Annotated in this window: 13 protein-coding genes; 5 read left to right on the forward strand and 8 right to left on the reverse strand. The window is 67.3% G+C overall.

Annotated features, from left to right (window positions below; genetic code table 11):
• Positions 1-355 precede the first annotated feature (355 nt).
• The 5 genes from CFB49_RS23250 to CFB49_RS23270 form a co-directional block, all read right to left on the reverse strand.
• The gene (locus CFB49_RS23250; protein WP_069617957.1) at positions 356-1,462 is read right to left on the reverse strand and encodes a porin; all 1,107 of its coding nucleotides are present in this window, start codon (positions 1,460-1,462) and stop codon (positions 356-358) included.
• Between the two features lie 62 nt (positions 1,463-1,524).
• Complete coding sequence (locus tag CFB49_RS23255) at positions 1,525-1,944, reverse strand: DoxX family protein (protein WP_069617958.1); 420 nt, start codon at positions 1,942-1,944, stop codon at positions 1,525-1,527.
• A 175-nt stretch (positions 1,945-2,119) separates the two neighbouring features.
• Positions 2,120-3,397, reverse strand: a complete 1,278-nt coding sequence (locus CFB49_RS23260) for a cytochrome c (RefSeq protein ID WP_089492427.1) — start codon at positions 3,395-3,397, stop codon at positions 2,120-2,122.
• 2 nt (positions 3,398-3,399) lie between these two features.
• Complete coding sequence (locus tag CFB49_RS23265) at positions 3,400-5,019, reverse strand: GMC family oxidoreductase (RefSeq protein ID WP_069617960.1); 1,620 nt, start codon at positions 5,017-5,019, stop codon at positions 3,400-3,402.
• Entirely contained in the window at positions 5,019-5,525 is a 507-nt protein-coding gene (locus CFB49_RS23270) for a sugar dehydrogenase complex small subunit (RefSeq protein ID WP_089492428.1), read from the reverse strand. The genes CFB49_RS23265 and CFB49_RS23270 overlap by 1 nt, the downstream gene beginning before the upstream one ends.
• Before the next feature lie 310 nt (positions 5,526-5,835).
• On the opposite strand from CFB49_RS23270, the gene CFB49_RS23280 reads away from it, so the two are divergent.
• The 3 genes from CFB49_RS23280 to CFB49_RS23290 all read left to right on the forward strand — a co-directional run bounded on the left by CFB49_RS23280 (position 5,836) and on the right by CFB49_RS23290 (position 14,943).
• A complete protein-coding gene (locus CFB49_RS23280) occupies positions 5,836-11,877 on the forward strand; it encodes an MG2 domain-containing protein (protein ID WP_089492429.1) in 6,042 nt (2,013 codons plus the stop codon).
• A 10-nt stretch (positions 11,878-11,887) separates the two neighbouring features.
• A complete protein-coding gene (gene pbpC / locus CFB49_RS23285; RefSeq protein ID WP_089492430.1) occupies positions 11,888-14,131 on the forward strand; it encodes a penicillin-binding protein 1C in 2,244 nt (747 codons plus the stop codon).
• A 122-nt stretch (positions 14,132-14,253) separates the two neighbouring features.
• Entirely contained in the window at positions 14,254-14,943 is a 690-nt protein-coding gene (locus CFB49_RS23290; RefSeq protein ID WP_089492431.1) for a hypothetical protein, read from the forward strand.
• A gap of 29 nt (positions 14,944-14,972) precedes the next feature.
• Here the strand turns inward: CFB49_RS23290 and CFB49_RS23295 are convergent, their stop codons facing one another.
• Both CFB49_RS23295 and CFB49_RS23300 read right to left on the reverse strand, forming a co-directional pair.
• Positions 14,973-15,494, reverse strand: coding sequence for a GNAT family N-acetyltransferase (locus CFB49_RS23295; protein WP_089492432.1), 522 nt, complete (start codon positions 15,492-15,494; stop codon positions 14,973-14,975).
• Between the two features lie 21 nt (positions 15,495-15,515).
• Positions 15,516-16,763, reverse strand: coding sequence for a multidrug effflux MFS transporter (locus CFB49_RS23300; RefSeq protein ID WP_069617966.1), 1,248 nt, complete (start codon positions 16,761-16,763; stop codon positions 15,516-15,518).
• A gap of 296 nt (positions 16,764-17,059) precedes the next feature.
• Between CFB49_RS23300 and CFB49_RS23305 the strand changes: the two genes are divergently transcribed.
• Positions 17,060-17,602, forward strand: coding sequence for a hypothetical protein (locus CFB49_RS23305; RefSeq protein ID WP_089492433.1), 543 nt, complete (start codon positions 17,060-17,062; stop codon positions 17,600-17,602).
• 75 nt (positions 17,603-17,677) lie between these two features.
• Here the strand turns inward: CFB49_RS23305 and CFB49_RS23310 are convergent, their stop codons facing one another.
• A complete protein-coding gene (locus tag CFB49_RS23310; protein WP_069617968.1) occupies positions 17,678-18,574 on the reverse strand; it encodes a glutamate/aspartate ABC transporter substrate-binding protein in 897 nt (298 codons plus the stop codon).
• A 418-nt stretch (positions 18,575-18,992) separates the two neighbouring features.
• On the opposite strand from CFB49_RS23310, the gene CFB49_RS23315 reads away from it, so the two are divergent.
• Positions 18,993-20,657: a S8 family peptidase gene (locus CFB49_RS23315; protein WP_089492434.1), complete on the forward strand. Its 1,665-nt coding sequence runs from the start codon at positions 18,993-18,995 to the stop codon at positions 20,655-20,657.
• The last annotated feature ends 461 nt before the right edge of the window (positions 20,658-21,118 follow it).

Consider the following 21,118-nt stretch of genomic DNA (forward strand, 5'->3'; position numbering starts at 1 on the left):
GTTCCGCATCACGTTTCCCGACCGTATCAAAACGACTCAACGATCAATGAGTCGGCGAAGCTTACGGATCGATTTCGTCTTGGTCAAAAATGCGTGGACCCAATCCGGGAAAGGGGAGCTGACGCGGCCTTGATTAGCCTTGTGCCATTGGGGTGTTTGCTTTGGAATGTGCGGTCCGATAAAAACTTGAGCGAATGTAAATTTAAACAGGACTGGCCTCGACGCAGCAGAAGAGCCCTCCTTGAGACCATATCGCGTCACGCAATGGGAATCGACGATACGACGCGCGCCGTAAGCGCAAAAAGGCACGGACCATCACCGCCCGTGCCTTTTTCACCAACACAAACCGCCCTTCTCAGAACGTATGCATCATCCCCACATACGCGCCCGTCTGCGACTCGCCCGTTATCGGGCTCGTCCCCGACGTCGCATCCCGCGGCGTCGCGAGCAGCGAGAAGTTCGAATTTCCGCCGTTGCGTGCATACGCGACCGTCCCATACAGGAACGTGCGCTTTGACAGGTTGTACGTGGTACCGAGCACGTACATGATCGCGTGCCCCGACGGATCGTGCGACGCATCGCCGCCACCATCACCCACCTTCACGTAATACCCACCACCCGTCACGGCCCACTGCGGCGTAGCCGAATAGGTCGCGCCGAGCCAGTAGTGATCCGCACGATCGGCGACACCAGCCGGGCTGTCCGGCGCCTGGTAGTGCGTATACGCGCCCTGGATCTTGAACTTCGACACCTTCACGTTCGCACCGACGAAGTACTCGCGCGACGCCGTGAAGATATTGCTGAACTTGCCGTTGTTATCGCGCAGTTCGTCGTAGATGCCGCGCACGTCGAGCACCGGCGAGTGGTACGAGATCATGATCCCGTCCGAGCGGCCGAAATCGTCGGCCGCGCCGTAGTTGAAACCGCGCGACTGATTGCCGAACGCGTATTGCGCCTGCACGTCGAAGCCGCCAATCACCGGGCTGTGATATTCGATGTTGTTGCTGCTCTGCTGCCAGTTGCGGCCGCGCACGAGCGACGCCGACGAAAACGCCTGCTGGACGAACGGATCGAATTCCCACACGCCGTCGCTGTCGATGAACAGGTTGCGGCCCGCCTGCAATTGGCCCCACGTGTCGCTCTTCAACCCGACGTACGCGCGCCGCGACCACATGCGCCCGCCGCCCGTCTGGCCGTTCATCACCTGGAACGCGGTTTCCAGGTTGAACACCGTCGACATCCCGCCGCCGAGATCCTCGACGCCTTTCAGCCCGAACATGCTGGTGCCCCAGTCGCCGCTTTCCGCGCTCCAGCGCGTCCCGCTGCCGCCGTTCGGCTTCGCGATATGGTTCAGGTATTCGATGCCGCCGTCGATCCGGCCGTACAGCGTGACGCTCGTCTGTGCAAACGCAGCCGCCGGCGTGGCGGCCGCAATCAGCCATGCGAAGTATTTGAGTCGCAAAATGATGCCCCCTCGAAGTCTCGACCGTCCGTCGCGCGCCCCATGCACGCGCCTCGGGTCGCTTATCCGCGATCGATCGAAAAACGTCCGGGGCCGGCCGCGCAGAGCGCAAGCAAGCCGCCCGAGATCGCGATGTTCTTGTAGAAATGAATCATGTTGTTGATCTGCTCGCCGCCCGTCATCGTCCAGTAGTGGTGGCCGATGATGCCGGTGCCGATCGTATATAGCGCAAGCAGCAGCGCGAGCGGCCGCGTCTGGAAACCGACGAGGATCGCGATCCCGGCGAACAATTCCATCACGACGGAGATCGCCGCCGAGATGATCGGGGCCGGCGCGCCCTCGCTGCCCATGAACGCGATCGTACCGGAGAAGTCGACAATCTTCTTCCAGCCGAACATCACGAACAGGATCACGAGCAGGATTCGGGACAGCAGCAGCAGCACATCGCGCTGGGACGCGAGAAACGGTTGATTCGGTGTCATGGTGTGATCAACGAAAACGATGCGCGCGCAACCGCACGCACCGGATTGCCTGTGAACCGGGGCGGGGCGGCCAATTGCGCCGCCCGCCCCGCTCTGCAACAACCGGCATCGGGCCCGCCCGATGTGCTGTGCTCCTCCTCTTTTGTGTTGTCGCCCTGCTTCGTCGCGTGCCGCGTCAACGCAGCTTCGCGACGTCCTGCTCGGTCACCTTCGCGGCCGGATTGCCGAACTGCCCGGTCACGTAGTTCGTCAGCGCGGCGATCTGCGCGTCCGACAGCTCGTGGCGGAATGCCGGCATCCCGACGTCCTCGCTGCCGGCCTTGCGCTGCACGCCGTTCAGGATCACCTGCACGAGATTGGTCGGATTCGGTGCGCCCACCGTCGAGTTGTGGAACAGCGGCGGGTAGTAACCGTCCGGCGTGCCCTTGCCTTGCATCTGGTGGCAGGTCGCGCAGTTGCCGAGATACAGCCGCGCAGGATCGATGCCCGACGATGCGAGCGCGACGCCGCGCAGCTTCAGGCCGTCCTCGGCCGGCTTGCCCCACGACGAACGCGACTGCTTCGCGTCGCCGTTGGCGACCGCCGGCACCGTCCGGATGTACGTCGAGATCGCGCCGATGTCGGCTTCGGTCATCTTCGAGAAGCTGTGCTCGATCGCCTCGGCCATCGGGCCGGCCGCCTGCGCAAGGCCCGGCACGCTGCCGGTGCGCAGGTACTGGACGAGCTGCTGCTGCGTCCAGCCGCCGATCCCCGCGTTCGGGTCGGACGTGATGTTGTAGCCGTCCCAGCCCGCGAGCACCGAGCCCGACAGGAAGCTGCCGCCCGTTTCGTCGAGCGACTTCTCCTGCATCGCGATGCCGCGCGGCGTGTGGCACGTGCTGCAGTGCGCGAGACCCTGCACGAGATACGCGCCGCGGTTCCACTCGGCGCTCTGCGCCGGCTTCGGCTGGTAGACGCCGTCCTTCAGGAACAGCCAGTTCCAGATCTTCAGCGGCCAGCGCATGCTCAGCAGCGCAGGGATCTCGTTCTTCGGCGGCGCCTGCTTGACCGGTTCGACGCCGTGCATGAAGTACGCGTACAGCGCCTGCACGTCGTCGTCGGTGATCTTCGCGTACGACACGTACGGCATCGCCGGGTACAGGTTGGCGCCGTTCTTCGACACGCCGTGCCGCACCGCGCGCTCGAAATCGTCGAACGTCCAGTTGCCGATGCCGGTATCGGGATCGGGCGTGATGTTGCTCGTATAGATCTTGCCGAGCATCGGCACCGGCATGCCGAGGCCGCCCGCGAACGGCTTGCCGCCCTTCGCGGTGTGGCACGCCATGCAGTCGCCCGCGACCGCGAGGTATTCGCCGCGCTTGACTTGCGCCGGATCGGCCGAATCGGCCGCGCGTGCGAGGCCCGGCAGCGTGAGGCAGCCGGCGAGGAGGAAGGTGAGAGTAGATTTCCGCACGGTCAGACTTCCTTCTTCAGCGTGTCCGACATCCGCAGCGCGAGCGCCGCGATCGTCAGCGTCACGTTCACCGTACCGACGGTCGGCATCGTCGAGCTGCTCGAGATGAACAGGTTCGGATGGTCGAACGTGCGGCAGTCCTTGTCGACGACCGAGTCGCGTGCATCCGCGCCCATGATCGTTGCACCGGTGATGTGGTTGTTCGGCGCGAACTCGTCGTTGAAGACGACGTCGGTGCCGCCGAGCACCTTCGCGGCCGTCGCGTAGACCTCGCGCGTGTGCACCGCGCCGCGCTTCACGTAATCGTCGATCGCATACGTGATCTCGGGGCGCGGGATGCCGATCGCGTCGGTGGCCGTCTTGCTCGGCACGATGCGGTTCTCGGGCTGCGGCAGGATTTCGTGGAAGCAGTCGAACTGCACGTAGCGCGCGGAACGGTCGCGGATCTGCGCGTCGAGCTCCTCGTGCTTCATCAGCTTGCCGGCCTTGAAGATCTTCTGCGTCTCCTGGTTGATGCGCGACATGTTCGACAGGTGGATCTTCTTCGCGGCTTCGGTTGCCCGGAACGGGCCGTCGCGGAAACCGATCAGCGACGTCATCTCCTGCGGGCCGCGGCCCGGCCACAGCTTCTCGTTCGCGTAGAACGACACGCCGGTGCCCGGATGGTCCATCAGGTTGCGGCCGACCATGTCGGAGCTGTTCGCGACGCCGTTCGGGAAATCGCGGTTCGCGGACATCAGCAGGATCTTCGGCGTCTCGATGCCGTTCGCGGCGAGCACGAAGTACTTGCCCTCGACGCGATGGTCGGCGCCGGTCTTGTCCTTGTAGATCGCGGCGACGATGCGCTTGTCCGGCCCGGTCTCGAGCTTGTAGACGACCGCGCTGTCGATCAGCTTCGCGCCGGCCTGCTCGGCCTTCTCGACGTGGACGATGCCGTTGTACATCGCACCGATCGGGCAGATCGGCATGCAGTTGTTGTTCCCGCAACAGGTCGGCCGGCCGTCGTACGGGCGGCTGTTGCGCGCGACGGGCTCGGTCACCACGTGGAACTTCGGGTCATAGCCGTTCAGCGCGCTCTTGATGGTCTGCTCGTTGAACGACAACGGCAGCGGCGGCATCGGGTATGCCTGCTTGCGCGGCGAATACAGATCTTCCTCGGGGCCCGGGCCCCACACGCCGAGCTCTTCCTCGGCGCGCTGATAGTAATGCTCGAGGTCGTCGTACTGGATCGGCCAGTCGCGGCCGACGCCGTACACGGTCTTCATCTTGAAGTCGTTCGGGATGAAGCGCCACGCCGACGCGGCCCAGTGCCACGTCGTGCCGCCCACCGCGCGGATGTACTGCGAGTTGAACTTGTGCTCGCCCTTCAGGATCAGGTAGTCGTTCGGCGGGCCGTATTCCGGATGCGGCGCCCACGGGCTCGACGGGTACGGCGCCATGAAATCGGTCTTGTCGGGCTGGTTGCGAAAACGCTCGACGATTTCCCAGCGCGGCATGCGCGGGCCGGCTTCCAGCAGGATCACGGACTTGCCCGCCATCGCGAGCTGGTGTGCAACGATCGCGCCGGCGACGCCCGATCCGACGACGACGATGTCGGCTTTTTGCGTATCGGTATCGGCCATCAGGCTTGCCTCTCGATCGGTTTTTCGGCCCAGAAGCCGGGTTTGTTGGGGCAATACGAAGGAATCACGAGCGTATCGGACACCACGCTGAACATTAATGCTTCTTCGTAGGTAATCACGACGTTGTCGACGATGCCGAGATACCACGCGCCGAGAATCGTCAATGCGAGCGATTCCTGGTCGGGAGTCAGCGAGCCGGATGCGAGCGCACCGGCGAGTTGCGACAGGCTGTCGGCCGTCTTGAACGAGCCCTTCTGCAGTGCCTGCAGATAGCGCTCGCCGGTGACGCGGCTCAGCCCTTTCTTGCCGGTCAATGCTTCGGAAAGCGTCATGAACGTATCGAGCGGCGCGGTGGCCGGATCGTCGGCCAGGGCCCGCAACGCCAGCGAGCCGGTGAGGCCCGCCGCCGTCAGCGCCAGTGCGCCCTGCAGCCATTGACGCCGCGTGATGCCGGTTGCGGCTGCGTCGTTGTCACGACGCGATTGGGGGGTGTTGTCGTTGTGCATGTTTCCTTCTCTCGAACACCGGATTCGGGAAAACCACGCTTGATATTTCTCAAACATTGGCGCGGACCTGAAATGTACGCGCACAAATCGAATCGAACAATCTTTTTATAGTTCATTAAATGTTCCGCAATCCGGGACAATCGACATTTCGCTGCAATTTTGTGTCGTCGGCGCGACAGATCCGTTGCACGCATACCCGTGTCGCGTGCCGACCACACACTGCACCTGCATGCCGCGCTGCGCGCGCACGGCGGTCGGTTAGAATCCCGTGCAATCAAACAGAAAGCTTCCCTCCGAGGGCAATCGAGCGATGAAGCAGCGCGACAAGCACAACAAAGAAACCAACCATACGACCCGGCTGCTCTGGCGCATCGGCGCCGTCGCGGCGCTCGGCGGCGCCGCGGCGCTGTCGCTGCATGCGGGCGCGGCGCGCACGGTGAGCGTGTCGCCGCAAGGCACCGTCACCGAAGTCCGGCAAAGCGTCGTCAAGTTCGACGAACCGATGGTCGCCTTCGGCTCGGCCTCCGCGCCGAGTCCGGCGCGCGTGACCTGCAACGATTCGACCGCCGCGCGCGGCTCGGGCCACTGGCTCGACGACAAGACCTGGGTTTACGATTTCGAAAGCGACCTGCCGCCCGGCGTACGCTGCTCGGTCGCGCTCAACGACACGCTGCGCTCGCTCGCCGGCAATGCGGCCAGCGGCCCGCGCCGCTTCGCGTTCCAGACGGGCGGTCCGTTCCCGGTGTCGGTGCGCCCCGGCTCCCGCGAGATCGAGGAGCGGCAGGTCTTCGTGATGAAGCTGAACGGGCCGGCCGAGCCGCGTTCGGCGCTCGCGTACATCTGGTGCGAAGCGGCCGGCATCGGCAACCGCATTCCCGTCACGGCGGCCGACGACGATACGCGCAACGCGCTGCTCGACCATTTCGGGCTGAAAAAGGAGGCCGCGCGGGTGCTGACGCTGTCGTGCTCGCAGGCGCTGCCGGCGAGCGCGAAGATGCAGCTCGTATACGGCAAGGGCGTCGCGAGCCCGAGCGGCATCGCGAACGAAACCGAACGGCGCTTCGATTTCACCGTGCGCGCACCGTTCGCCGCGAGCTTCTCGTGCGAACGCGAGAACGCGAAGGCGCCGTGCACGCCGCTGCGCCCGCTCACGCTGTCGTTCAACGCGCCGATCTCGCGCAAGCAGGCCGAAGCGATCAAGCTGCGCGGTCCCGACGGTTCGCTGTCGCCGACCTTCGCGGCCGACGATCACAGCGAGGAAGTGACGACCGTCACGTTCAACCCGCCGCTGCCGGCGCAGGCCGGCCTGACCGTCGAGCTGCCGTCGGGCCTGCGCGACGTGACCGACCGGCCGCTGTCCAACGCCGACCTGTTCCCGCTCGCGACGCGCACCGCGCCGATGCCGCCGCTCGCGAAATTCTCGTCGGGCACGTTCGGGATCGTCGAGCGCTTCGCCGAACCCGATACGCCCGCGCTCGTGCCCGTCACGCTGCGCAACGTCGAGGCCGACCTGCATATCGCCGGCCTCAATGCGGGCGGCGCGCAATTCGCGAACCTGAAGGTCGAGAACGACACCGCGATCCGTCAATGGATGCGCACCGTCGATCGCTTCGACAACTGGTCGATGACGGCCGGCTCGATCGACAGCCAGATTCCCGGCCTGCTGGAACGCAAGGGGCAACACCCGGTCTACGTGCCGCTCGAGGCGGGTGAAAAGCAGCCCGCGCCGAAAAACCGCCGCATCGACGTGCGTTCGCTGTCGCTGCTCAAGGGCGAGCCCGGCGCGCAGGTGCTGACGCTGCCGAAGGCCGATCCGAAAGCGCTGCGCCCGTTCGAAGTGGTCGGCGTGCCGATCGACAAGCCGGGCTTCTACGTGCTCGAACTCGCATCGCCCGCGCTCGGCCGCTCGCTGCTCGCGAAGCCGTCGAGCATGTACGTGCGCACCACCGTGCTCGTCACGAACCTCGGCGTGCATCTGAAACAGGGCCGCGAGAACAACCTCGTGTGGGTCACGACGCTCGACAAGGGCAAGCCGGTGCCGAATGCGCAGATCCGCGTGTCGGACTGCAACGGCGACGAAATCGCGGCCGGCAAGACCGACGCGCAGGGCCTGCTGAAGATCGACGGGCCGTTCGAGCCGAAGCGCGCATGCAGTTCGTCGGAACAGCGCTTTGACGACTACTTCGTGTCGGCGCGCGTCGACGATCCGAAGACGGGCCCCGACATGGCGTTCGTCAGCTCGGGCTGGAACCGCGGGATCGAATCCTGGCGCTTCAACGTGCCGACCGACACCGACAGCGCACCGACCGTGCGCGCGCATACGGTGTTCGACCGCACGCTGCTGCGCGCCGGCGAAACCGTGTCGATGAAGCATTTCATCCGCACCGAAACGCTGCAGAGCCTCGCGTTCCCGTCGCAATACCCGACGCGCGTGACGATCCGCCATCTCGGCACGGGCCAGACCTACAAGCTGCCCCTCACGTGGGCGGCCGACCACAGCGCGGATTCGCAGTTCACGCTGCCGGCCGCCGCGAAGCTCGGCGAATACAGCGTCGAGCTCGCAGGCGGCCCGGACGATGCGCCGACCGCCACCTACTACAGCGGCAGCTTCCGCGTCGAGGCGTTCCGCCTGCCGGTGCTGAAAGGCTCGATCGGCGCGCGCGACGCGCAGAAGAGCCCGCTCGTCGCCGTCAAGGAAGCGCCGCTCGCGGTGCAGATCGACTACGTGTCGGGCGGCGGCGCATCGAACCTGCCCGTGCAGGTGTCGGCGCTGATGAAATGGGCGTCGCCGCCGTTCGCGGATCGTTTCGAGGATTTCAGCTTCACACCGTATCGCCCCGACACGAGCGACGGCAATGCCGACGACGATGCGCAGGACGGCGACAACGCGTCGTCGGCGGCGTCGAGCAACGATCCCGACGCGACGAAGCTGATCGCCGACAAGCTGCCGCTGACGCTCGACCGCAACGGCGCGGGCTCGGTCACGCTCAAGGGCCTGCCGGACGTCGACGCACCGAAGCGCATCGCGCTGGAGGCGACGTTCGCGGACCCGAACGGCGAAGTGCAGACGATCCGCGGCGACACGATCCTGTGGCCGGCCGCGGTGGTGGCCGGCATCAAGGCCGGCCGCTGGGTGTCGGTCGGCCAGCGCGTGCCGGTGCAGGCGCTGGCGGTCGACCTGCAGGGCAAGCCGCGCGCGTCGGTGCCGATCGAGATCAAGGGCGTCGCGCGCATCACGACGTCGTCGCGCAAGCGGATGGTCGGCGGCTTCTATGCGTACGACAACAAGAGCGATACGCGCGACCTCGGCGTGCTGTGCTCGGGCAAGACCGACGACAAGGGCCGCATGGCCTGCGACGCGACGCTCGAGCAGGCCGGCAACGTGCAGCTGATCGCGGTCGCGAAGGACGGCGACGGCCGCACGTCGAATGCGTCGACGTCGGTATGGGTCACGCGCGAGGACGAACTCTGGTTCGGCGGCGACAATACCGACCGGATCGACGTGATCCCCGAGAAAACATCGTACGAACCGGGCGAAACGGCCCGCTTCCAGGTGCGCATGCCGTTCCGCTACGCGACCGCGCTCGTCGCGGTCGAGCGCGGCGGCGTGATGGAAACGCACATCGTCGAGCTGAACGGCAAGAACCCGACCGTCGACCTGAAGGTCGGCGAATCGTGGGGGCCCAACGTCTACGTGTCGGTACTCGCGCTGCGCGGGCGGATTCGCGAGGTGCCGTGGTATTCGTTCTTCACGTGGGGCTGGAAGGCGCCGGTCGAATGGGCGCGCGCGTTCTGGCGCGAAGGCCGCCACTACGAGGCGCCGACCGCGTTCGTCGACCTGTCGAAGCCCGCGTTCCGCTATGGCCTCGGCGAGATCAAGGTCGGCACGGGCGTTCATCGCCTCGGCGTGACCGTGACGACTGACGCGACCCGCTACACCGTACGCAGCAAGGCGCAGGCGCACGTGAAGGTCACGCTGCCGAACGGCCAGCCGGCACCGGCGGGCACGCAGATCGCCGTCGCGGCCGTCGATGAAGCGCTGCTCGAACTGATGCCGAACAACAGCTGGGACCTGCTCGACGCAATGCTGCGCCGGCGCGCGTACGGCGTCGAGACGGCCACCGCGCAGATGGAAATCGTCGGCCGCCGCCACTTCGGCCGCAAGGCCGTGCCGGCCGGCGGCGGCGGCGGCAGCGCGCCGACCCGCGAGCTGTTCGACACGCTGCTGCTGTGGAACCCGCGCGTGACGCTCGACGCGAACGGCAGCGCAACCGTCGACGTGCCGCTGAACGACGCGCTCACGCGCTTCCGGATCGTCGCGATCGCGGCGGTCGGCCCCGACCGTTTCGGCACGGGCAGCACGTCGATCCGCAGCACGCAGGATCTGCAACTGATCTCCGGCCTGCCGCCACTCGTACGCGAAGGCGACGCGTTCCGTGCGCAGGTCACGCTGCGCAACACGACTGACCGCGCGATGCAGGTCGTCGTGACGCCGCGCGTGACGGGCCTCGACGTCGCACCGCAAACCGTGTCGCTGGCCGCGAATGCGGCGACCGAGGTCGCGTGGACGATCACCGTGCCCGAGCAGGCGCTCGATGCGGCCGGTGCGCTGAACTGGCGCATCGAGGCGGCCGAGCAAGGCGGCAAGCGCGCGTCCGACGCGCTGGCCGTCGCGCAGAAAGTCATGCCCGCGCTGCCGGTGACTGTGCAGCAGGCGACGCTCGCGCAGGTCGACGGCACGCTGACGGTGCCCGTCGCGGCCCCGGCCGGCGCGGTGAGCAACGCACAAGGCGTACCGCGCGGCGGCATCGCCGTGTCGCTGCAGTCGAAGCTCGCCGACGGCCTGCCCGGCGTGCGGCGCTGGTTCGAGCGCTATCCGTATCGCTGCCTCGAACAGCAGACGTCTCGTGCGATCGGGCTGCGCGACCCCGCGCAATGGCAGGCGCTGATCGCGCGCATGCCCGTCTATCTCGACAGCGACGGGCTGGCGAGCTACTTCCCGCCGTCATCCGACGATTCGCACCACGGCAGCCCGACGCTGTCGTCGTACCTGCTCGTCGTGTCCGACGAAGCCAGCCGCCTCGATCCGCGCTTCGCGCTGCCGGAAGACCTGCGCACGCAGCTCGAGGCCGGGCTCGCGCGCTTCGTCGACGGCCGCCTCGAGCGCAACGCGTGGGCGCCGCGCCAGGATCGCGACCTGCGCAAGCTCGCCGCGATCGAGGCGCTGTCGCGCTACGGCGCCGCGCAGGGCCGCATGCTCGGTTCGATCGAGATCGCGCCGAACCAGTGGCCGACGTCGGCGGTGATCGACTATCACGCGATCCTGACGCGCGTGAAGGACATCCCGCAACGCGACGAGAAACGCGCGCAGGTCGACCAGATCCTGCGGGCGCGCCTGACATACCAGGGCACGCAGCTCGTGTTCTCGACCGCGCGCGACGACGACCTGTGGTGGTTGATGACGAGCAACGAGACCAACGCCGCGCGTCTTGCGCTGGAGTTCGCGGGCGACCCGGCATGGAAGGACGAAATGCCGCGCGTGACCGCCGGCCTGCTCGCGCTGCAACGTCAGGGCGCGTGGCAGACGACGACGTCGAACGCGCTCGGCCTCCTCGCGGTCGAGCGCTTCTCGCGGACCTACGAGAGCACGCCGGTCACCGGCGCGACGAAGGTTGCGCTGGGCGGCGACGAGCGCTCGATCTCGTGGTCGCAGGCGGCATCGGCCGCGCCCGCCGATGCGCCGGCTTCAGCCACGCCAGCGACCCGCGCGGCTGCCGCGCGCAGCGTGCTGATGCCGTGGCCGCGTGCGTCGCAGGGACCGGCCACGCTGTCGGTCGTGCAAGACGGCACGGGCCGCCCGTGGGCCACGGTCGAAAGCCTCGCGGCCGTGCCGCTGCGCGCGCCGTTCGCGGCCGGCTACCGGATCACGAAGACCGTCACGCCCGTGTCGCCGGCCGTCAAGGGCGTGCTGACGCGAGGCGACGTCGTGCGCGTGCATCTCGACATCGACGCGCAGAGCGACATGACGTGGGTCGCCGTCAACGATCCGATCCCGTCCGGCGCGACGATCCTCGGATCGGGCCTCGGCCGCGATTCCGAAGCCGCGACGCAGGGCGAGAAAACGCCCGACGGCGCATGGCCGACGTTCATCGAGCGCGACTTCGACGGCTACCGCGCGTACTTCGACTATTTGCCGAAGGGTAAATTCTCGGTCGAGTACACGGTGCGGCTGAACAACGTCGGCACGTTCGGACTGCCGCCGACGCGCGTCGAGGCGCTGTATGCGCCGTCCGTGTACGGCCTGTGGCCGAACCCGCCGATGACCGTGAAGCCGGCCGACGCGGGCAAGTGACGAGACCGCGATGATCGATCTGGCCTTGCCGCGGCCGGCGCGTTTCGCCGGCCGCGTATTCGTCGCCGTCGTGCTGGCCGCGCCGCTCGTCGCGCACGCGCTGCCCGGCTACGACGACGTGCGACGCAACTGGCGCAGCTCCGACTGGGTGCTGCTCGCGCGCGACGGCACGCCGCTGCAGCACACGCGCATCGACCTCGCCGAACGGCGCGGCGACTGGGTATCGCTCGCCGACGTATCGCCCGCGTTCCGCGAGGCGATCGTCGTGTCCGAGGACAAGCGCTTCTACGAACACAGCGGCGTCGATTGGCGCGGGATTGCCGGCGCCGCGTGGGGCAACCTGTGGAACGAGCGCACGCGCGGCGCGTCGACCGTCACGATGCAGCTCGCGGGCCTGCTCAGCGATTCGCCGCGCCGTTCGGGCCAGCGCTCGCTGCCGCAGAAGGCCACGCAGGCTGTGAGCGCGCTGTGGCTCGAACGCAGCTGGCGCAAGGACCAGATCCTCGAGGCGTACCTGAACCTGGTGCCGTTCCGCGGCGAAACGATCGGGCTCGGCGCGCTGTCGCAGGTGCTGTTCGGCAAGGCGCCGTCGGGCCTCGACGCACGCGAGGCCGCGATCGCCGCCGCACTCGTGCGCGCGCCCAACGCGGCCCCGGCAAAGATCGCCGAACGCGCGTGCCGGATTCTGCGCGACATGCAGGCCGCGCAGGCATGCGCGTCACTCGACGGCTACGTGCAGCTCGTCACCGCGCGCCCGGCCAACGCGGTACGCGACGACGGCGCCGCCCTCGCCCCGCACTTCGCGCGGCGCATCGCGGCCGAGGTCAAGCCGGTGGCCGGCGCGCAGGTCCGCACGACGCTCGATGCGCCACTACAGCGCTTCGCGCAGGACACGCTGATGCGCGCGCTGACCGAACTCAATGCGCCCGCGCACCGGCGCAACGTGCAGGACGGCGCGGTCGTCGTGATCGACAACGCGACCGGCGAGATCCGCGCATGGGTCGGCTCGTCGGGGGCGCTGTCGAGCGCGCGCGACGTCGATGCCGTGCTCGCGCCGCGCCAGGCCGGTTCGACGCTCAAGCCGTTCCTCTATGCGCAGGCGATCGACGAGAAACGGCTGACGGCCGCATCGCTGCTCGACGACGCGCCGATCAACCTCGCGGCCGGCGGCGGCCTCTATATTCCGCAGAATTACGACAAGGATTTCAAGGGCTGGGTGAGCGTGCGCAGCGCGCTCGGCGGCTCGCTGAACGTGCCGGCCGTGCGCACGCTCGTGCTCGTCACGCCGCACCGCTTCGCGCGCACGCTGACCGCGCTCGGCCTGCCGCTCGCGCAGGAAGGCGATTACTACGGCTTCAGCCTCGCGCTCGGGAGTGCGGACGTCACGCTGCTGTCGCTGACCAATGCATACCGCGCGCTCGCGAACGGCGGCGTCGCGCGCAAGGTGGTCGACCTGCCGGCCACGGCGCCGACGCCGGCATCCGGCGCATCGGCGCCCGCGGGGGCGGACACCGGCACGCGCGTGTTCAGCGAGGCGGCCAGCTTCGTCGTCACCGACATCCTGTCCGACAACAACGCGCGCGTGCGCACGTTCGGCTTCGACAACCCGCTCGCGACGCGCTTCTTCTCGGCGGTCAAGACCGGCACGAGCAAGGACATGCGCGACAACTGGACGATCGGTTTCACGTCGCGCTATACGGTCGGCGTGTGGGTCGGCAATGCGGACGGCTCGCCGATGTGGGACGTGTCGGGCGTCACGGGCGCGTCGCCCGTGTGGTCGGCCGTCGTCGGCTACCTGCACCGCGACCTGCCGAGCCGTGCGCCGCGCGCGCCGGCCGGCGTCGAGACGCGCCGCATCGTGTTCGAGCGCGACATCGAGCCGGCCCGCAACGAATGGTTCATCGCGGGCACGGCGGTCGACACGATCCGGCTCGCGGCGCCCGTCACACCGGGCAAGGACGGCGCACGGGCGCCGCTGACGATCGGCGCGCCGACCGACGGCACGATCTTCGCGATCGATCCCGACATTCCGCCGAAGAACCAGCGGATCTGGTTCGAGCGATCGGCCGGGCACGCGGCGAAGTTCGCGTGGCGGCTCGACGACAAGGTGATCGGCCATGCCGATCGCGTCGCGTGGCTGCCGTGGCCGGGCCGGCACCGGCTCGAACTCGTCGATGCGCGCGGCAATGTCGCCGATGCGATCGGCTTCGAGGTGCGCGGCGCATTTGCGAAGCCGGCCGCGCGCAAGCCGTGAGCCGGCGAACCGGCTTGCTGGCCAGCCGTATTCGCTTTCCCCGGATCACGACATAGAATGACAACAGCGCCGCATTCCCCCACGCGCGCCGATTGCCTCATTCTTTCGGATTGCCCGCGACCATGAACATTCGCATTACGCGGTTCACCCGCCCCGCGCTGGGCGCCTTGTGCGTTGCAACGCTCGCCGCCCTCCAGGCCTGCAACGGCGAGGCCTGCTTCGGCGTCGACGCGTGCTTCAACGACAACACGCAAACCGTCTCGCTGTCGGGCACGGCCGCGACGGGCGATGCGCTCGCGAGCGCGCAAGTCACGGTCAATTGCGCGGCGGGCTCGGCGACGACGCTGACGGACGGCGGCGGCAACTACCATGTGACGCTCAACGCGGCGCTGCCGTGCGTGATCACCGTGGCGTCGGGCGGCGCAAGCCTGCATTCGCTCGCCTACGCGGGCGGCACCTTCAACACGACGCCCGAGACCGAACTGCTGCTCGTCTATCTCGCGGCGCAACTGGGGACGAACACGGCCGGGCTGATCGGCAATTTCCAGGGCACCCTGCGCTACCAGCGCGCGATGAACAGCCCGGACACCGTGCAGGCCGCGCAATCGGCCGTGGTGACGAACCTGCAGCAGCGCTATGCGGTCACGCTCGCGGCGCCGGCGTTCCTGACCACGTCGTTCGTGGTCGGACAACCGGGTGTCGACAGCGATCTCGTTGCGCTGGGCAAGGCCGGGGCGATCGATTCGAACGGACTGCCGGATCCGGTGGCCGTGTCGCTGTTGCAGCAGGCCGGGACCGCGCATCCGCTGTAAGCGACGCGAGACGGGACGGGAATCGACCGTCAGGCGCCGGCTTCACGCACGTCGTCGGCCAGTAACGCCCAACGCTCGTGGTCGCGCCATTCGCCGCCGATGCGCAGATAGCGCGGCGAAAATCCCTCCTGCCTGAACCCGAGCCGTCGAACCAGCGCGATCGACGCATGGTTGCCCGGCTGGATGTTCGCTTCGAGCCGGTGCAGCCCGAGTTCGCCGAACGCGACGTCGATCGCCGCGCGCAACGCGTCCGTCATTAGCCCCTTGCGACTGAAATCCGCCATTCCGTAGTACGCAAGATAAGCGCTCTGAAACACGCCGCCGACGATCTCGTTGAGATTCACCACGCCGACCACCGCGCCCGACACCCGCTCGCGCGCGACCAATCCGAGGTTCGGCCCCGTCAGGCAGCGGGCGAACCATTGATCGAACCCGGCCTGGTCGATGAACGAATCGACCCACGGCAAATGGTGACTCCGGCTCGCGCGGTTGGCGACGATCAGGTCGGCGGCGTCGGACCGGGCGACGCGGTTCAGCAGGATACGGTTCATGAGTCGATCGCGAGCCGGCGCTTACGCCGCCTCCCCGCTCCCGCACACCACCGGCGCCGCCTGCTGCTGCGACAGATACCGCAGCAGCTTCGTCACCATCCACACGACGATGAACGACAACGCGACGAAGAACACCGCGAGCGGCGTCAGCACGTGAATCGACACGAAACCGGCCAGGCCCATCATCGCGGACGACACGAGCAGCAGCGCACAGCCGAGAATCGCGCTCGTCAGGCCGGCGATATGCGGAAACAGCGAATTGCCCTTCGCCATCAGCGTCGGATACATCGCGCCCGCGCAGAAGCCCATCACGAGCACCGGCGTCGCAAGCGTCCACACGCGCAGGCCGATGGTCAGCGCCAGCACCAGCATCGCGATCGACGCGCCCGCCATCACGCGCGCGCCGATACGCAGCCGTTGCTCGGCGCTCGGCAGCCCGCGGCCGTGAATCCGGTTCGACAGGCCGCCGAGGAAATACATGAGGCCGATACCGAGCGCCAGATACCCGAAGAACGTCGGCGGCTTGTGCAGCGTGGTCTGCACCATGAACGGCCCGACGATGTTGAACACCAGCAGGATGCTGTAGCACAGCCCCTGTGCGAGGAAGCAGCTCTGGAACACCGGGCTCGCCAGCACCTTGCCCGTGTTCGCCATCAGCGTGCGCGGTACGAGATGCACGGGCTTCGGCAAGGTTTCGCGGTAGCGCCACAGCAGCGCCCACATCGCCAGCGAGTAGACCAGCAGGAACACGAGGCACGCGCGCCAGCCGAACCATTCCTGCAGGTGCGCGCCGATCACCGGCGCGATGATCGGCGCCAGCCCCCACGCGATCGACATATACGTGAACGCGTGCATCAACGCCTGGCCGGAGAACGAATCGGTGATGATCGCCTTCGCGAGCAGGTTGGTGGTCGCGATCCCGAAGCCCTGCAGGCAGCGCGCGAGTACGAACGTCTCCAGATTCGGCGCGCCGAGCGACAGCAGACAGCCGATCGTGTAGATCACGAGCCCGAACGCAAGCACGCGCTTGCGTCCGTAGGCGTCGGCGATCGGCCCGAAGATCAGCTGGCCGAGCGCATAAGCCGCCATGTAGCCGGACACGCTCGACTGGATCGCCTGCGGCGTGGTCGCGAACGAACGGGCCATGTCGGGCAGCGCGGGCACGTAGATGTCGATCGCGAGCTGGCCGGCGGACGCGAACAGGCAGATCAGGAACAGCAGGAAGCGCGGCGAATTCGACTCGCGCGCGGGAGTGGGCGTGGCGTTCATGACGACTGGGAAGGAGGTCGAGCAGCAGGCCGCACCGTCAATGTTCGAATGTCGAACATGCGTGCGGTGGTGACGAATTCCGTATTGTGCCTGTTGTTGCACCCGACGACAGGATTCCCCCTGGCGCGGGCGAGGTTGAATGCCGACTGCGGCACGTCCTGAAATGCGCGGATCGGGCCGGCGAGCGGCGATTTTAATGTTGATTTAAGCCGACGGCCGCATTGTCCTGGATGGCTCACTCCGTGAGCCGTACGTCATTGTTGATTCGATCAGTCTCGTTTGATGGAGATACGAAGATGCGATTCCGTTCGTATATGGCGGCGGGCACGCTGGCGCTGGCGCCCGTGTTCGCGCTGGCCGGACAGGCCGGCGCGGCGGCGGCCGCCCAACCGATGTTCGTCAATGTCGACGGGCAGGCCGTGCCCGTGAAAGCCGAAACGCGCGTCGTCCAGACGGCCGTCGGCCCGATGAAGGTCAGCACGTGGAGCTGGCGTAGCCCGCAAGGCGGCGCGAGCTTCGAGATGCAGACGTCGTCATCGGGCGGCATGCCGCCCGCGGCGGCGTTGCGGCAAATACAGACCGCGCAGTACCGGATGCAGGCGGCGCAGGCGCAGATGGTCGCGATGCAGCAGCAGATGATGGCGCTGCAGCACATCGCGCTCGCCAACGCGTTCGCGATGTCGGTGCCGCAGCCGGTCGGGTTCGCGATACCGGCGTGGGCCGCTCCCCAACCGGTGCTCGTCATCGTCCCGGCACAGCCGCCGATGCCGTCGGCGGCGCCGGCAACGCCGGCCACACCCGCCGCCCCCGTGGCGCGCGGCCCGGAAATCAAGGCCTGACGCGCTTGGCGCCGCTCGGCGCTCTGCGCTCGAACCGCCGGCACGTGCCGGCGGTTTTTCATTGCAACGGCCGAATCAGTACTGCGCCTGATCCGTCGGATTCTTGAATAGCTGCTTCATCTCCGCCGACAGCGGATAGTTGAGGCTCACGCCCTTCGGCGGAATCGGCTGCATGAACCACTGGTCGTACAGCTTCTCGGCCGCGCCCGAGGTTTGCATCTTCGCGATCACGCCGTCGACGACACGCTTGAACGCCGGATCGTCCCTGCGCATCATGCACGCGTAGTTTTCGTGAACGAGCGGCGTGCCCGCGACCGTATACGCACCCGGATTGCGGTCCTTCGCGATTTCGCCGTACAGCAGCGGCTCGTCCATCACGAACGCGACCGCGCGACCGGTCGTGACGTTCATGAACGCCTCGGCATGATCCTTCGCGCTGATGATCGTCATGTTCATCGCCTTCTCTTCGTTGAGCTTGCGCAGCAGGCGCTCGTCCGACGTGCCGGCCGTCGTCGCGACCGTCTTGCCGGCCAGGTCTGCGAAGTCCTTCACGCCCGAATCCTTGCGCGTGCTGAAGCGGATGCCATACAGAAAGATGCTGTTCGAGAACGCGGCCTGCTTTTGCCGTTCTAGCGTATTCGTCGTGGAGCCGCATTCGAAGTCGATCGTCCCGTTCTGCAGCAGCGGAATCCGGTTCTGCGACGTGATCGGAATCTCCTTCACCGCGAGGTTCGGCACGTTCAGATCCGTCTTCAACTGGTCGATGATGCGCGACGCGATGTCCCGCGAATAGCCGATGTTCTTCTGCTGGTTGTCCGAATACGAGAACGGCACCGACGACTCGCGGATGCCCAGCGACACGACGCCCGTGTCCTTGATCTTCTTCAGCGTACCGGTGAGGGCCTGCGCGTGGGCGGTGCCCGCCAGCGCGCAGGACAACGCGACAGCCAGCCAACGGAAGCGGTAATCCATGCTTTTCTCCTGACGAAACCTCGATCGAATCGCGATCGTACGCCCAACAAAATTCGCACCGCATCGGGGAAAGCGTCAAGCGCCCTCTGTCTCGGGCCTCACCGAGAGAAATCGTTTCCGCGGCGCGCAAAAGCGCCTGCGCCGCACGTTTGGCCGGGCCGTCTGCCCGCAGTCTTGCACCCGATGCACAGATCATCCGCTCCAAACGGGTGTTCATGCTGCAGGACAGCATCGCAATCGTTTGCGTCCCGCACCTTTTTCACACAAAACATATTCAAGAAGCCGCCTCATCAGCCGTTACCCAATGCATGGCGCGTCGCAGCAGCCCTGGGTGCGCCGAACAAAAACAAGGTCCGGTTTACGCCGGACCAGGCACCACCGCCGGCACGACGGTTATCTTCGAGGATCGACTTTCAATATGAAAGCCAAACGCTTCAATTTCGCGCTGGCCCGTCCGGCCCATGCGCGCATGCTCGCCGGTATGCTGTCCGCCGCCGCTCTCCTGCCCCTCGCCGGTTGCGGCGGAGGCGGCGGCGACGGCAGCAACCCGTCTTCGTCCAACGCGGCACCCGCACCGACGCCCACGCCGGCGCCCGCTCCGACGCCTGCTCCCGCACCCGCCCCCGCCCCGCCGGCGTCGACCGGCGGCAATACGTGCACGTCGCAGCAGGCCGCCACACAGATGGCCGCGCAAACGGCGCCGGTCGAGCCGCCGGTCGATCACCTCATCGTCAAGCTCAAAACGCTGACGGCCACCCGCGCGATGGCGACCATCGACAACGGCTCGCGACTCGATGCGGTGATCCAGCGCGCGATGACGCGCTGGACGGCGCCCGTGACCGGCAACGCACGCGCGTACGCGAGCACGGTTGCGCCAACGCCGGTGAACGTACAGGTCGAACGAACGATCTCGAGCGGCGCGACCGTGCTGTCGCTCGGCCAGCGCATGGCCGCCGCCGATGCCGCCGCGCTCGCACAGGCGTTCGCGGCCGACAGCGATGTCGACTACGCGGAACCGGATCACCCGATGCAGATCCGCGACACGCCGAGCGATCCGCTCTACAACCAGCAGTGGTACCTGTCCGACCCGGCCGCCGGCATCGACCTGCCACCGGCGTGGAACGTGACCAAGGGTTCGCCGACCGTCGTCACCGCCGTGCTCGATACCGGCTATCGGCCGCACGGCGATCTCGTCGGCAACCTGCTGTCCGGCTACAGCTTCATCAGCAACGTCAACACCAGCAACAACGGCTTGACGCGCGGCCCGGACGCAACGGATCCGGGCGACTGGGTCACGCAGCAGGAACTCGACAACGTCAACGGCCCGTACTATCACTGCGCAAGCCAGCCGAGCAACAGCAGCTGGCACGGCACGCGCGTGATGGGCGTGATCGGCGCGACCGCCAACAACGGCACCGGCGTCGCCGGCGTATCGTGGCTCGGCCAGATCCTGCCCGTGCGCGTACTCGGCAAGTGCGGCGGCGTGACGAGCGACATCGCGGACGGCATGCGCTGGGCAGCCGGCATCACCGTGGCCGGCGTACCGACGAACCCGCGGCCGGCGAAGATCATCAATCTGAGCCTCGGCGGGGTCGGCGCATGCAGCACGACGTTCCAGCAGGCGATCGACGACGTGACCGCGAAGGGCGTGACCGTGGTCGTCGCGGCCGGCAACGACGGCCTGTCGACCGGGCTCGACCAGCCCGCGAACTGCCGCGGCGTGATCACCGTCGCCGCGACCGACGCGACGGGCCGACGCGCCTCGTTCAGCAACTTCGGCGCCGACGTCGCGCTGAGCGCGCCCGGCGTCAACATCGTGTCGACGTCGAACACCGGCACGACGACGCCGGGCTCGGACACCTATGGCCCCGCGAACGGCACCAGCCTCGCGGCGCCGCAGGTGACGGGGGTCGCCGCGCTGATGCTGTCGGTCAACGGCAACCTCACGCCCGCGCAGATCCTGCAGAAGCTGCAAGGCGGCACGCGCGCGGCGAAACTCGCGGCCGGCACGTCGTGCACCGCGCTGCCGGCGGGCTCGGGCATCCTCGATGCAGGGGCCGCCGTCGCGACCGCGAACCAGTAACCGGCACCTCGTTCGACACGGCCGCGCGCATGCCGACACGGCATGCGCGCGGCTGTTTCGTGACGGGCTGCCGCACACGCCCGCGAACGCGTACCGGCACGATCGAGTATCTCGAAATAACGCCTGACAAAAGGGTTGACGCTTCGCACAGCGAGCCATTACCATCGCCCCGGTCTCATTACATGGAGTGTTCTGTGAACACCGATGCGAGTTGTAGTTGGTGCGTCACCAACTTGACTGCTGCCTGAGGAAAACGCGCAGAGCCTCGTCTTCTGCCGCATCCCGGGAAGCAGGATGCGGCGTCCTTCCGGCCTGACTACCGGCCAGATCTCCCGCCGAATTTTCGATGTTGTCGAATGCACGCGACGCGCCGTCGCGCGTGTGCGTTCGCGTTGCGCGCGGCGCCAGCCGCGTGCGCCCTCCGTTCGCGTGCCGTCCGGCCGCGCGCGTCGTTGCGCGCG

Origin of the sequence: Burkholderia sp. AU17457, from assembly GCF_002223255.1 — a bacterium.
Classification (GTDB): Bacteria; Pseudomonadota; Gammaproteobacteria; order Burkholderiales; family Burkholderiaceae; genus Burkholderia; species Burkholderia sola.